A 14,420-nucleotide genomic window follows, 5' to 3' on the forward strand; every position below is an offset into this window, starting at 1 on the left:
CAAGTAGCGATTTGTCACATTATCGTCAATATATACGTGCTAATTGGAGCGAGCCTAAGTTCCTTTCCTCTAAATGAAGAAATTGGCTCTATTTTCGCTTCGTTTTCGTTTACTAACACATGCCACGTTGCTTCTTTCGGAAGTTGCACAGTTTTAGCTTCTAAACCGCTATTAAATAAGACGATAATCTCTTTCCACGGCCCAAACGATTCTGCATGCTCTAGGTGATATGCAAGTACTTCTGTAGATGTTTGTAAAAAAGTCATATGTTTTTTTATAAGGTCTGCATTTTGTAATCGGAATGCCCCATGCTCTTTACGAATCGCAATTAAACCTTTTATATAGTTAACGGTCTCTATCTCTTTCTCTTTTTGATCCCAATCTAATTGATTGATCTCATCATTTGCATTATAACTATTTTCATTTCCTTTCTTCGTACGATAAAACTCTTGCCCTGCGTGTAAGAAAGGAATGCCTTGTGAAAGAATAACCATTGCGCTCGCTAATAGGTGACGTTTTTTCAAAATCGTTTCTGATTCTTCATTACTGCGCACTAGTTTATCCCACATCGTCATATTATCATGACATTCTACATAGTTAATGCTTTGCGCCGGCTCTAAAAACAGCCCTGTTTCTTTCATACTTAAAAGACTTCCTGCTGCAATATACTGCAAATGATTACAGTCTACATGCCCACCAAATGCAAAACCACGCTTATTTATATGAAATGTACTCCCTTTTATCCCATCACGAAATTGATCATTAAACTGCGCGATATGTGGCATTTTCTTCGCATTATTTAACGTTGCTTTTTCCTCAAGAGGAAGCGGTGTTTGTAAATCCCATCCTTCTCCTAATAACAAAGCATCTCGTTTTATGTTTCGCACTTCTTTCTCTATCATATTCATTGTATCAACATCTAAAATTCCCATTAAGTCGAATCGGAATCCATCGACATTGTATTCAGTAAGCCAATATAAAATAGACTCTACAATGAATTTCCTCATCATTTTCCGTTCAGACGCTACATCATTTCCGACTCCCGTCCCATTAGAAGGCATACCATCTTCACCATGACGAAAATAATATCCTGGAACAAGCTTCTCAAATGATGATAGCTCTCTTTCATAAACATGATTATATACAACATCTATAATCACCCTAATACCTTGTTCATGAAATGTTTCAATTAGTTGTTTGCACTCAACTATCCTGTTATACGGATCAGAGGGGTTTGTAGCATAAAATCCTGTTGGTGCATTGTAATATAATGGATTATATCCCCAATTATAGGCGGACGAAGGATTCGCCTCATCTACACCACCGAAACAATATAAAGGTAATAATTCAACATGCGTAACGCCTAAATCTTTTATATGAGACAAACCTGTCAATGTCCCATTTCGTCCTGTTGTTCCTTCTTCCATTAGCCCTTTATACGTCCCTTTTTTACTCACTCCACTGTTCGGATGAATAGTAGCATCACGAATATGCAATTCATACAATATGGCATCTGTCATTGCTTGTAATGGTGGTAATTGCTCTCGTTTCGTTACAGTCGTCTTTTCTAAATCGATAACAATGCCATACTTTCCATTTACAGTCACTGACTTTGCGTAAGGATCCACCGCTTCGTTCCATATTAAATTAATACAAACAAGAAATGTATAGCGTGCTCCGTCTAAATCACCTTGTAATGTTTGAATCCAAACTCCGTTTTCTCCCCTGTACATTTCATGATCGGTATATTCTTTATCACTCTTATAAATTCTTACTTTCGCAAGCCTTGCAGTTGGGGCCCATACTTTAAATGTCGTTTCTTGTTTTTGATACATAGCACCTAAATCTGTACCTTCGTAATAATACTTTTCATCGAAAATTTTTGTTCGAATAACAGCACCTATTTGTAAATCAGTTTCTTCATTCCGTTCATCTCGTACTGTATAATACTTCCCCACATCTAGCGGCTCTTCTATAAAGCACTCATACTTCGTTGCATCTGGAAGCGCAATAGTATGAGCAATCGGTAAATCTTTCACATTACTTCCTTCTTGCAAACGAAATGTCCGACTTGTTCCATACGCATGTGGGAGCAAAATTGTAATTTTATTCATTTCATCTAAATAGGCATCAAATGGACGTTTTACTTTCAACATAAAAAAATCACCATCATTCTCAAAGTTAAAATAAAGTGAAACTTTAATGAGCGAGAAAATTTTTCCATCCTCACTTATTATTAGCCTTCACCAATTAGGCGAGATAAAATGAGCTGCAAATGATAAGGCTTTTCTTATCAACAAGACTCTATACAGTAACTCCATTCTTCTCTATAGTATATTCACCTGCATAAAAAACGTTTTCAACATTCTATTTTTGTAATTTTATTTCAGCAATCGATTTATACTTCGGGGTTTCTTTCACGTGGGATTCGTATAAAGTAATTGTATCTGCTTGAAATGATATTTCAGGCACTTCTTTTATACTTTCTAAACGAAACTTTTCTTCTCCTATCCATTTACGAGCAACGGTAATATGCGGGTGATACGGGCGTATTTCTAGAGAAAATCCATTTTCTTCACAAATGGCATGTACTTGCTTTTGCAACTGAAACAAATCGTGATTCTCACTTACCTTCGCCCAAAAAATACGGGGCTGATCTTCCCTACCAAACGTTGAAAAACCTTGTAACGTGAACGATAGTTCTTTTGTTTCTGCAACTGTTTGTAATCCATTTTTTATTCCCTCTAATTGTTCCTCCGTTGCACTCCCTAAAAATGAAAGGGTAATATGATAGTCTTCTTTATGTACCCATGAACGAAATTGTAATTCCTCTTGCATGTCCTTTTTATAGTTATACAGCATTTCTTTTATATGATTCGGTAACGTAATTGCGACAAAATAATGCAGTTCCATGTACATCTTCTCCTTCTTTCTATTGTTGCTTTTCTTTCTTATCTCATTCAGGTAAAAAGAAGCCGCTCTCCAAAATAGAGAGCGGACATTATTTATATATCCATTACTTCGCTAATTCATGAATTGCTTGCGCGTAAATTGCTGTTGCTTTTAATAAGTCTTCAATTTCGATATACTCATCTTTTTGATGTGCAAGTTCTTCTTTTCCAGGGAATAGCGGGCCAAATGCCACACCAGCTTTTAATGAACGAGCATAAGTACCGCCGCCGATTGCTAATAGTTCTGCTTTTTCACCTGTTTGTTCTTCATACACACGTTGTAACGTACGGATTAATACGTGATCTTTATCGACGTGATGTGGGCGAGAATTAGAATAGTCAGCCACTTCAAAACCATGCGTACCAACATATTCTTTCAACTTCACAATTGTTTCTTCAAAGTTAGTTGTAACTGGGTAACGTACGTTTAGCCCTAAGTTACCACCGTTTTCTTTCGTATAAGAAATGCGACCGACATTCACTGTTAACGGACCGCTAATTTCATCTTTATAAGCAATAGTAGCTTTTTCACCAAAAATATCACCAGTAAATGTTTCTGTTGCAAATGTCGCAAATGCAGTTGCTTTTCCATCAAGTGAAACTGTAGTTAAGAAGTTTGCTAATAATAAACCTGCATTTTCTCCTTTTTCAGGAGTAGATCCGTGCGCTGAAATTCCTTCTATTTGCAACGTCACTGCATTTCCTTCTATAGTCGATTTCCCTATTTTTTTAGCAGTTTGTAAATACTCTTCATATGCTACTGTAAGTGCATTTACATCTTCTCCTGTAATAACCGCTTCTGCAAAATCAGGAACCATATTTAAACGGCGCCCTGAATCAAATGAAACAAGTTCATATGTACCTTTTTTCTCTTCACTACCATTTTGCACAACTTGTATGTCAGAAATTCCTTTTTCTGCATTAATAATTGGAAAGTCTGCATCTGGTGCAAAACCGATTGTTGGCATTTCTTCATTTTTAAAGTAGTGATCTACACATTTCCAATTACTTTCCTCATCTGTTCCTATAATCATACGAACACGTTTGGAAAGAGGTAAGCCTAATTCTTTCACAATTTTCATCGCATAATATGCTGCCATCGTTGGGCCTTTATCGTCAATTGCACCACGTGCAAAAATCTTTCCATCGCGAATATCCGCACTATATGCAGGAGTCGTCCAGCCATCTCCTTCTGGTACAACATCAACGTGACAAAGAATGCCTACTAACTCTTCTCCTTGTCCCATTTCAAGATGACCTGCATATCCTTCTAAATTTTTAGAAGCAAAACCTTCAGTTTCTCCTTTATGTAACATGAAAGATAAAGCTTTTTCTACACCTTCACCGAATGGTGCGCCCTCTTTCGCCGATTCTTCTTCCCATACACTTTTAATTTGTAAAAATTGTTGTGTATCACGAATTAAATCATCTTTTCGTTTCGCAACTTCTTCTGTCCAATTAATTGCTGACATCACGCATCCATCCTTCACTATATTGTTTCTTTCATCATAACAAACCGAAATCTCTTATGCCATACACGAAAACTAAATACCGAACAATTGTAATATTTCAGATATTTCTTATTAGTTTTTCTTTTATTTTTTCAAAAAAATTTGCAGGAATTTGGCGTTTTACGTAGAATTTTATGTGTTAGTTGACTGACCATATATACAATGTCAACTACCAATATTTTTCTATATGAATATTTGTTAAATTTCTGTAAAATTTAAGTAGATTAAAGCATGAATTTTATCATGTAGAGTACAATGGTAGTAACGACCTTCTTTCCTGAATGGGGTCAAAAAAACTAGTAGAGGAGTGGTTTTCTCTTGAAACCTACAACTACTCGTATGCTAACACGCATTAAATCAATTTATATGTACATCAATGAAAACGGAACGGTAACGACGAAAGACCTTGTAGATGAGTTCGGGATCACACCGCGAACGATACAACGTGATCTAAATGTGTTGCAGTTTAATGAACTCGTGTATAGCCCTTGCCGCGGTAAGTGGACAACAACAGGAAAGAAAGTGAGAATGACCTCATAACGAAAAATAATTGTATGTAAATAAATACATACCCCTTTCTAATTATTAGAAAGGGGTCTTTTCTGCGCCTATAAAGGTACTACTTGTCAGTATCTACTTGATATGTTTTTAACATTTCTACTTCTTCATCTGTTAGCTCTCGGTATTGTCCAAGTTCTAGTTCTTCATCTAATACTAACGGACCCATCTCTGTTCTCTTTAGGTAGACTACTTTTTTTCCTACCGCTTCAAACATACGCTTTACTTGATGGAATTTCCCTTCCGTAATCACAAGCTCAATTTCAGAAATATCATCGCTTTTCAATATTGTAAGTGCACCTGGCTTTGTTTCATAGCCATCATCTAAAATAACACCTTTAGCAAACTCTTTTACATCCTCTTCTGTTACTACTCCTGCAACGTGTGCATAATATTTTTTCGGCACATGCTTTTTCGGAGATAATAATTGATGTGATAACTTCCCATCATTTGTTATCAATAAGAAACCTTCCGTATCGATATCAAGTCGTCCAACTGGGAACGGATCAAAGATTGCATCTTCTAATTCTAATAAATCTATTACTGTTTCATGATTATCATCTTCCGTCGCTGAAATAACACCTTGTGGTTTATGCATCATTAAGTAAACAAATTCTTTGTATTCCACAACTTCACCGTGAATCATAACTTCTTGCTCTTCTACATTTACATGAACTTTCGCATCTTTTACTGGCGTTCCATCAATTTTCACAACGCCGTCTTTCAATAATTTCTTTACTTCTTTTCTACTTCCATATCCCATATTTGCTAATAATTTATCTAATCTCACGTTTTTCACCTTCTTTATTTATCATAGAAAAGGGGACGTAATTACGCCCCTCTTGATTTCAACTTTATTTTAAATCTACTACCAAGTTTACGTTGAATTTTATCTAATGCTTCTCCGCCAAATACTCTTTCAAGTACTCCTGTGCGAATTGCTAACAATCCGTAAACAAGACCGCCAATACCTGCACAAATTGCAACTGTTATAAGAGCACCAATACGGCCATCAGGCGAAATCATGAAGGATAGAAGCCATTGTGATAGTTTTACAGCAACGACCATTATAAGTGTTAGTACTGCAATTTGGAATGTTCTTTTATATACAACACCGAATGAATAGTGTGCGTATTTTTTAATTTGTTGATTTGTGTACCAAACAGAAGCTAAGAAACCAACTGCTGTTGCTAGAATTGCTCCTACTGTACCGAAATAACGAATAAAGATTACGTTACATACAAATTTCAAAATAACGCCCATTATAAGCGCAATAATCGCATGCTTCTGCTGGTTAATACCTTGCAGGATTGCCGCTGTTACTGTAAATAAAGCGAATAACAACGCAACTGGTGCATACCACATTAATACTTGTCCACCTAGTGGATCTGAATCGTAAAACGCAGTATAAATTGGATATGCCAGTGAAGAAATACCGACAACTGCTGGCAATGTTAAAAACATATTCGCCTGGAATGTTTGTGTAATTTGCAATTTCAAATAGCGGTATTGTTTTTCAGTAAATGATTTTGTAATTGCTGGTACAAGCGTTAAACTAAACGCTGTTGCAAGTGATACAGGAATCATAATTAACTTATGCGTCCACATTGTGAAAATACCGAGAGCTCGCTCTGCGATATCACCTTGACCAATCGCCTGCATAATTGAGTTAAATGTCAATGTATCAATTTGTTGATATAAAGGAATTGTTAACCCAATTACAACGTAAGGAATCGCATATGCAAATAACTCTTTAAACAATTGAACGGTGCTTACTGTTGATTCTGGTACAGTTTGTTCAATTAGATATTGATCCAAATATTTTTTACGTTTTAACCAGTACCAAATTAACACACCGAGTGCTCCAACCGCTGAAACGAACGCAGCAAATGTCGCTACTCCAACTGCTGTTGCAACTGTACCGCCAAGTACTTTAATAACGATAAAACTACCTGCTAATAAAAAGACGATACGAATAATTTGTTCAATAATTTGTGAAACGGTAGTTGGTCCCATAGACTGGTGACCTTGGAAATAACCACGAATTAAACTCGCTGCTGGTACAACAATAAGTGCGAAACTTACAAGACGAATAATCGTCGTAACTTCTCCTACATTATTGTGTATACTTTGTTTACCAAGCATCGCTTCTGCAAACAATGGCGCCGTCATGTACAGTACTAGGAACGAAAGAACTCCTGTTACTATCATCATAACCATTCCCGAGCGGAACATTCTCCGGCTCGTTTTATAATCGCCAAGCGCATTATATTTGGAAACAAATTTTGAAACAGCAAGTGGCACACCTGCCGTTGCGATACTTAAAAAGATCGTATATGGAATGTATCCATATGTATAGAGCGTTCCGCCTTCTGTTCCTACTAATGCATGAAACGGAAAGACGTAAATCATGCCTAAGAACTTTACTAAAAATGTCCCTAGCGTAACAATAAGCGTTCCGCGCAGAAATTTCGAATCGGACATACAAAAATCCTCCTACATCTACATAAAGTGAAACTATAATTAGTTGGAGACTTCTCTCCTACTCCTTATTAGTTGAACCATTCGAGCATTTACAGGCTAACAGACTCCCTATTTACTTCTCCTAAATCTTGAGGTTTTAGTCTTATCGCCTACAAATGGCAGGATAGTGCTGAACTCTAACTTTTGTATTGTACCACAATTCTCTCATTAAGCAGTACTTCACTCTATTTTTCTTTTAAGGGAAAACATGCTATTCTTTTAGGCAGGAAATGTAGAAAATGAGGTCGATATATTATGCATTATGATGTTATTGTCATCGGCGGCGGTCCTTCTGGGCTAATGGCTGCAATTGGTGCTGCAGAAGAAGGCGCAAATGTCTTACTTCTTGATAAAGGAAATAAACTTGGGCGTAAACTTGCAATTTCTGGTGGCGGACGCTGTAACGTAACGAACCGTCTACCACTTGATGAAATTGTTAAACATATACCAGGAAACGGTCGCTTCTTATACAGTGCTTTTTCTATTTTTAATAATGAAGATATTATTACATTCTTCGAAAATCTTGGTGTTAAATTGAAAGAAGAAGACCATGGTCGCATGTTCCCTGTGTCAAACAAAGCACAATCTGTTGTAGACGCACTTTTAACACGATTAAAAGACTTAGGTGTAAAAATTCGTACAAATACGCCTGTTGAAACGATTGAATATGAAAATGGTCAAACGAAAGCAGTTATACTGCAAACAGGTGAAGTGTTAGAAACAAATCACGTCGTTATCGCTGTTGGCGGAAAATCAGTTCCTCAAACTGGATCTACTGGAGACGGATATGCTTGGGCTGAAAAAGCGGGTCATACAATCACAGAATTATTCCCAACAGAAGTACCTATCCTTTCAAACGAGCCGTTTATACGTGACCGCTCATTACAAGGCCTTGCTTTACGTGATATAAACTTAAGTGTATTAAACCCGAAAGGAAAAGCTATCATTTCTCACAAAATGGACATGCTCTTCACTCATTTCGGCCTATCCGGACCCGCTGCTCTTCGCTGTAGTCAATTCGTCGTGAAAGCACTGAAAAAGTTTAAAACGAATACAATACAAATGAGTATTGATGCATTGCCAGAGGAAAATAGTGAGCAACTATTTCAGCGCATGCTGAAACAAATGAAAGAAGATCCGAAAAAAGGAATTAAAAACGTTTTAAAAGGTTATGTTCCTGAACGTTACTTCCTATTCTTATTAGAAAAAAATGAAATTGACGGTAGCGAACAAGCTGGACAAGTTTCTCACGAAAAGATTCGTGCACTTGTGAAAGACTTTAAAGAGTTTACTGTGAATGTAAATGGTACGCAGTCAATTGAAAAAGCATTCGTTACTGGCGGCGGTGTATCCGTGAAAGAAATTAACCCGAAAGAAATGTCTTCTAAATTTACGAACGGCTTATATTTCTGCGGAGAAGTTCTTGATATTCACGGTTATACTGGTGGCTATAATATTACATCAGCCCTTGTTACTGGTAGAATTGCCGGAACGACAGCTGGAGAAAACGCGAAAATGCAGTATTAAAAAAAGAAACAGGGATTCCTGTTTCTTTTTTTATAGGTACATGAAATTATATGAGCAATTCCACAAATATATCAGCGATTCCGCAACTTATATCGGCGATTCCCCAAATTTATCAGCGATTCTGCAACTTATATCGGCGATTTTCCAAATTTATCGACTTACCGACAAGAAGCGACAAATATCTGCTCCATGTAACTTTCCATTGCTTTTTTGTTGCTTTATTTACCTTAGTACCTTTATATTTTATATTGTTGAATATTTAAAAAAGGGTAAGGGGAAAACAAATGAGAAAAAAAGTCATGATGTCTTTAATGTTAATGACGTTTCTTTCTGCGGTAGAAGGAACGATTGTTAGTACAGCAATCCCTCGTATAACGAGTGATTTGTCAGGCGTCGAACTTGTTAGTTGGGTATATGCAATTTATATGCTTGCAACAGCTGTTTCGACTCCAATATACGGAAAGCTCGCTGATTTATTTGGCCGTAAAAAAGTTTTACTGATCGGAGCTACAATCTTTTTAGTCGGTTCTGCACTTTGCGGAGTCGTTACATCGATGGAACAATTAATCTTTTTCCGCGCGCTTCAAGGTATCGGTGCTGGTGCTGTTATGCCAATCACAATGACGATTATTGGAGACTTATATAGCGAAGCGAAAGACCGCGCGAAAGCACAAGGTTGGATGAGTGCCGTTTGGGGTGTATCCGGTGTTATCGGACCGTTAGTAGGTGGATTTTTAGTTGATTCCCTTTCTTGGCGCTATATTTTCTTCCTAAACGTTCCATTCGGAATTATCGCTTGCTTAATGATTGCAATTTACTACAAAGAATCTATTAAACCTGCTAAGCATCATATCGATTATCTTGGTGCAACAGTCTTCTCATTAAGTACAATCGCTCTACTATATGCATTATTAACAGGTAGCAGTAAGCAAAACTGGGGAGACATGACAATTATCGGCCTATTAATCTTTGCCGCTATTTCATTTATTATTTTCTTATTCATCGAGAAAAAATCTCCAGAACCATTAATTCCGCTAGCACTTTTCTCTAACCGTACATTATCTACGATAAATATATTAACTCTTATTGCTGGCGCAATGATTATTAGTATTACAATGTACCTTCCAATTTGGAGCCAAGGTGTATTAGGGAAAAATGCTACAGAAGCTGGACTTATTTTAATGCCAATCCCTGTTATGTGGACATTTGGCGCTATTTTCTCTGGTAACTTAGTAGGCAAATTAAAAACGAAACAAATCATTTTACTTGGAGCTAGCATTTTATCAGTCGCTACGTTCTTATTATTTACACTATCAACAAATTCACCATCGTTCCTTATTTATGTAGCAGTCGGATTATTCGGCTTAGGAATGGGGCTTGCGACACCGATTTACATGGTAACAATTCAAGCAGCCGTACCAGCTCATACACGCGGAACAGCCGTTGGTTTAAACACATTTATTAATACATTCAGTCAAACGTTAGGTGCTGCAATCTTTGGAACAATCTTTAATACGATGATTCATGCACGCGGCATTAAAAACCTTGATCTTGTATCTGGTGGACACGGCGGGACTACAGCAAGTGTAGCCACTGAATCACAATCCGCATTAGCTGCAAGTGTACACGTTATTTATATGAGCACTTTCGTATTAGCAGTATGTACATTAATTATCGGTTGGCTTTTATTAAAGCCAGCTACACAAACAAGTGAGCAACAATAAAAAGGATGACCATTTTGGTCATCCTTTTTTTATTCTTCATTCTCCACAATATGTTTCAGCATGGATAATTTATTATCCCAAAAACGTTCATAATATGAGAGCCACTGTTGTAATTCTTCTAATGGTTCTGGATGCAAACGATATATCTTCTCTCTTCCGCTTTTTCTTCCACTTACTAAATTCGCTTCCGAAAGAATATGAAGGTGCTTTACAACCGCAGTACGACTCATCGGAAAATGATCCGTTATTTTGGAAATCGGTAACTCTTTGTCACTTAATAACCGTATTACTTCTCGGCGGGTTGGATCAGCAATTGCTTGAAATACATCATATTTCGCTGCTGACGAGGACACTTAGCCTTCGACAACCTTTTTCAGTTTTTCATTTACAATTGCTACCCAACCACCGCTCATTCTATCGCGAATAATAGAGCTCTTCGCATTTGCTTTCGGAAGAATTTCATCAGGATGTTTCCAGCCGCCGTGAATTAACGTAAATTCTGTTTTGTTATCTCCTAAGTCTTTCAAATTAAATGAAACAACCCAGCCATCTGTATCCCATGAGAAAGATAAATGGTTTGGCTCATCAATTTCTAACACTTTACATGGTGATGGCCCAAATGGTGATTGCACATGAAATTCATGTCCTACCTCTAATACAAAATCATTTGGCATAAACCATGACGCAATCCCTTCTGCAGTTGATACTACACTCCATACCTTTTGAATAGACGCGTTAAAAACGATTGTTTGTTTAATATCATTTAATGTATTTTGTTGTTCCATTTTCATTCTCCTTTACTCGGCGTTATAACATAACACCTTTTGGTTATACTTCGATAATATAACACCTTTTAGTTTCATGTCAACGCTAATTCTTTTACTGTTGAGAAATTCTCAACATTTTTTCAACAGGACAAACACCCTCTTAGCATTTCCTCATAATATACTCACAAAGGCAATACAAAATAAAAACTTCTCTCAACATGAAACTCCATCATTTATCTTGAGAGAAGCGCCTTACTTATATCATCCGTACTTCGTCTCTCCTCCTTCCCTCAAGGGACAATACGCGAGATATGACAAATCAGAAGGAATATGCCCACCATTTGAGTAGGTAGTTATTTCTCTTCTCCTCAACATTTCCTCAGGAGCGAAATGACTACCGACTCACTTTTTTCAAACAAAAATAAAAAGGGGATGAAAGCTATGTTCTATTGCATTAACTGCTCTGATATTCATCATGAAAAACATCCGAATGATAAAGTATTCAAAAACGGTTTTTATATTGATCCATTTTTAGGTGATCGTTATCACCTTGGTATGTGTAAAGATGCCCAAAATCATGAAACAGGGGAGCCTCTTTTAACGACAAAGAAATTAGGCACACCCCAATCTATTATGAACGTATTACCGACACATGTTGTCCCAACATAAAACATAAAAAAGAGCTGGGTGAGCCAGCTCTTTTTTATGCTTTATAAACGATCATTGCTGAAAAACAATAAATTTGGTTTTCATCGTCGTTAATGGAAACACCAACTTGATACTTAATATCTACAAAGTTGCTATCATCAATCTTTTTCAAAAACACATTCACAGCGTCTTCTAAGTCTTTTTCGTGACTTTCATCAAAAACTTTCACACGAATCATGTTAACACCATCCTAGATCGCAGCCCTCCGCCGCTTGATTATTGCCACGGTGCGTATCTATGATGCGATAAAACTTTCCATTCTCATATATATATCCGTCTTCTAACACATATTTTTTATCTTCAGTATAGACATAAAACTTACCTATCATAAATTTACTCGTATATAATTCCAAATAATTTGGTCTAAATTTAGCTACAACTTTATTTGTAATATCAATTTTTATTGTGCGCCCCACCTTCTCTCCCTCCTTTGCAAAGAACGGATTTAGGTATATTGTATTAGCGCTTTTACATTTTATGCTTAAAAATAAGTGGATATGCCTTCTTTCTCACCTGTACTATTTTTCTAAAAAAATCACTATAAAGTGAAACTTTAATCAGCGGAGGGGTTTATTCATCCTCCACTGATTATCAGCCCGCCCCCCCACCTAACTTCTTTGCTTTCGCTGAATTTTGAGGTGGGGGTCTTATTGCCCGTTAATGCGGGATAAATAAGTTCAAAAAAAACATAAAAAAAAAGCACTTCACCTTATTGACTCTAATATAAATGTTATGTTATTATATAAAATTTGACATTTTTACATGCGTATGCTATCATTAAAAGTGGTTACCACATATGGAGGTGGATGATTTGTTTCAAATTGGTGATAAAATCGTTTATCCAATGCACGGTGCAGGAATTATCGAAGCAATTGAAGAGAAAGAAATATTAGGTACTTCACGTCAATATTGTGTGATACGCATCATTAGTAAAGATATGCAAGTAATGCTTCCGATGGAACAATTAAAAAAATCAGGTATTCGTTATATCGTTGATCGAGGTACGTTAGATGATATACTTCTTGAATTTCAAAACGGGGAGTCAGACCCATCACTCTCATGGAAACAAAGATATACAATGAATATGGAAAAAATGAAAAATGGCAATTTACAAGATAGCGCAGAAGTGGTTCGGGATTTACTTCGCCGTAATAAAGAGAGAACATTAAATGCGAGCGAAAAACAAATGCTAGATAATGCACGAAAAATGATGATCAGCGAAGTCGCGCTCGTACAAAATGTTACTGAACATCAAGCAACAGAATTTCTTCAAGATACAATTAATCATTAATTTTAAAATAGCCGAACGCTATTTTTTTTGTAAAAAAGGACAAAGAGATAAAACTCTTTGTCCTTTTCATATTACCCACGCCCAGCTTGAAACGATGGGTATAAAGTCATTCCACCATCTGCAAATAACGTAATTCCAGTTACGTAACTCGCCTCTGATGAAGCAAGCCAAGTTGCTACTGCTGCGATTTCTTCAGGTTTTCCAATATAGCCCATCGGTATCATACTTTCTACGTCAGCCCGTTTTTTAGGATCAGCAAACTTTTCGGCATTAATTGGCGTATTAATTGCACCTGGCCCAATATTATTTACTCGAATACCTTTTGGCGCATATTCTAACGCTAGCGTTTCTGTCATCAGTTTAATGCCACCCTTACTTGCTGCATAGTGCACAAATAGTGGCCACGGAATTTTCTCATGCACACTAGACATATTAATGACAGACCCTTTAATATCATGTTCTATAAAATATTTAATCGCTTCACGACTTCCTAAAAAAGCACCTGTTAAATTTGTATTAATTACCCTATTCCAATCTTCAAGCGGCATTTCATGCGACGGTACCGCGTTTTCTATCCCTGCATTATTAATCATAACGTCAAGCGTACCAAACTCTTTCACAGCAGATTGAATGAGATTCACAACATCTGATTCGACGGTTACATCACCTTTTACAGCAATCGCTTCGCCGCCTACCTTTTTAATTTCTTCTAACACATCATTCGCTTCTGATTCTCGTGAGCGATAATTAATAACCACTTTCGCTTTTTCCTTAGCAAACCTCACTCCCATCGCTCTTCCGAGACCAGTTGCTGATCCTGTAATAACGACAACTTTCCCTGCTAAATCACTATACATTTC

Annotated in this window: 15 protein-coding genes; 5 read left to right on the forward strand and 10 right to left on the reverse strand. The window is 36.8% G+C overall.

Going from position 1 to position 14,420, the window contains the following annotated elements; genetic code table 11:
- Positions 1 to 14 precede the first annotated feature (14 nt).
- From pulA to pepV, 3 genes are all read right to left on the reverse strand, one after another.
- A complete protein-coding gene (gene pulA, locus N2V80_RS23460; protein ID WP_061654603.1) occupies positions 15 to 2,156 on the reverse strand; it encodes a type I pullulanase in 2,142 nt (713 codons plus the stop codon).
- Positions 2,157 to 2,367: 211 nt separating this feature from the next.
- Entirely contained in the window at positions 2,368 to 2,913 is a 546-nt protein-coding gene (thpR, locus tag N2V80_RS23465) for an RNA 2',3'-cyclic phosphodiesterase (RefSeq protein ID WP_000418996.1), read from the reverse strand.
- A 103-nt stretch (positions 2,914 to 3,016) separates the two neighbouring features.
- Complete coding sequence (pepV, locus tag N2V80_RS23470) at positions 3,017 to 4,423, reverse strand: dipeptidase PepV (protein WP_001274251.1); 1,407 nt, start codon at positions 4,421 to 4,423, stop codon at positions 3,017 to 3,019.
- A 357-nt stretch (positions 4,424 to 4,780) separates the two neighbouring features.
- On the opposite strand from pepV, the gene N2V80_RS23475 reads away from it, so the two are divergent.
- Positions 4,781 to 5,002: a DeoR family transcriptional regulator gene (locus tag N2V80_RS23475; RefSeq protein WP_000805512.1), complete on the forward strand. Its 222-nt coding sequence runs from the start codon at positions 4,781 to 4,783 to the stop codon at positions 5,000 to 5,002.
- A 79-nt stretch (positions 5,003 to 5,081) separates the two neighbouring features.
- Here N2V80_RS23475 and N2V80_RS23480 read toward each other — a convergent pair whose 3' ends face one another.
- The gene (locus tag N2V80_RS23480) at positions 5,082 to 5,810 is read right to left on the reverse strand and encodes a pseudouridine synthase (RefSeq protein ID WP_001234946.1); all 729 of its coding nucleotides are present in this window, start codon (positions 5,808 to 5,810) and stop codon (positions 5,082 to 5,084) included.
- Between the two features lie 41 nt (positions 5,811 to 5,851).
- Complete coding sequence (locus N2V80_RS23485; protein ID WP_001284029.1) at positions 5,852 to 7,504, reverse strand: putative polysaccharide biosynthesis protein; 1,653 nt, start codon at positions 7,502 to 7,504, stop codon at positions 5,852 to 5,854.
- Positions 7,505 to 7,798: 294 nt separating this feature from the next.
- On the opposite strand from N2V80_RS23485, the gene N2V80_RS23490 reads away from it, so the two are divergent.
- Positions 7,799 to 9,070, forward strand: coding sequence for a BaiN/RdsA family NAD(P)/FAD-dependent oxidoreductase (locus N2V80_RS23490; RefSeq protein WP_000558859.1), 1,272 nt, complete (start codon positions 7,799 to 7,801; stop codon positions 9,068 to 9,070).
- A 284-nt stretch (positions 9,071 to 9,354) separates the two neighbouring features.
- Positions 9,355 to 10,794: an MDR family MFS transporter gene (locus tag N2V80_RS23495; protein ID WP_061654604.1), complete on the forward strand. Its 1,440-nt coding sequence runs from the start codon at positions 9,355 to 9,357 to the stop codon at positions 10,792 to 10,794.
- Between the two features lie 29 nt (positions 10,795 to 10,823).
- On the opposite strand, the gene N2V80_RS23500 is transcribed toward N2V80_RS23495, so the two are convergent.
- Positions 10,824 to 11,147, reverse strand: a complete 324-nt coding sequence (locus tag N2V80_RS23500) for an ArsR/SmtB family transcription factor (protein WP_000098837.1) — start codon at positions 11,145 to 11,147, stop codon at positions 10,824 to 10,826.
- Positions 11,148 to 11,579 (reverse strand): SRPBCC family protein, encoded by a 432-nt coding sequence (locus N2V80_RS23505; RefSeq protein ID WP_000437769.1) that lies wholly within the window; start codon positions 11,577 to 11,579, stop codon positions 11,148 to 11,150.
- 423 nt (positions 11,580 to 12,002) lie between these two features.
- Here N2V80_RS23505 and N2V80_RS23510 point away from each other — a divergent pair, with 423 nt between their 5' ends.
- Positions 12,003 to 12,230, forward strand: a complete 228-nt coding sequence (locus N2V80_RS23510; RefSeq protein ID WP_000498988.1) for a DUF3973 domain-containing protein — start codon at positions 12,003 to 12,005, stop codon at positions 12,228 to 12,230.
- 34 nt (positions 12,231 to 12,264) lie between these two features.
- Here N2V80_RS23510 and N2V80_RS23515 read toward each other — a convergent pair whose 3' ends face one another.
- Both N2V80_RS23515 and N2V80_RS23520 read right to left on the reverse strand, forming a co-directional pair.
- Positions 12,265 to 12,447, reverse strand: a complete 183-nt coding sequence (locus N2V80_RS23515; protein WP_000621751.1) for a sporulation protein Cse60 — start codon at positions 12,445 to 12,447, stop codon at positions 12,265 to 12,267.
- Position 12,448: 1 nt separating this feature from the next.
- Positions 12,449 to 12,685, reverse strand: coding sequence for a DUF2553 family protein (locus tag N2V80_RS23520; RefSeq protein WP_000533804.1), 237 nt, complete (start codon positions 12,683 to 12,685; stop codon positions 12,449 to 12,451).
- Positions 12,686 to 13,065: 380 nt separating this feature from the next.
- On the opposite strand from N2V80_RS23520, the gene N2V80_RS23525 reads away from it, so the two are divergent.
- Complete coding sequence (locus tag N2V80_RS23525; protein WP_000451446.1) at positions 13,066 to 13,560, forward strand: CarD family transcriptional regulator; 495 nt, start codon at positions 13,066 to 13,068, stop codon at positions 13,558 to 13,560.
- A 71-nt stretch (positions 13,561 to 13,631) separates the two neighbouring features.
- Here the strand turns inward: N2V80_RS23525 and N2V80_RS23530 are convergent, their stop codons facing one another.
- A complete protein-coding gene (locus N2V80_RS23530) occupies positions 13,632 to 14,417 on the reverse strand; it encodes a glucose 1-dehydrogenase (protein ID WP_061654605.1) in 786 nt (261 codons plus the stop codon).
- Positions 14,418 to 14,420: the final 3 nt, after the last annotated feature.

It is taken from the genome of Bacillus sp. FSL W8-0640 (genome assembly GCF_038007725.1).
GTDB lineage: Bacteria > Bacillota > Bacilli > Bacillales > Bacillaceae_G > Bacillus_A > Bacillus_A cereus.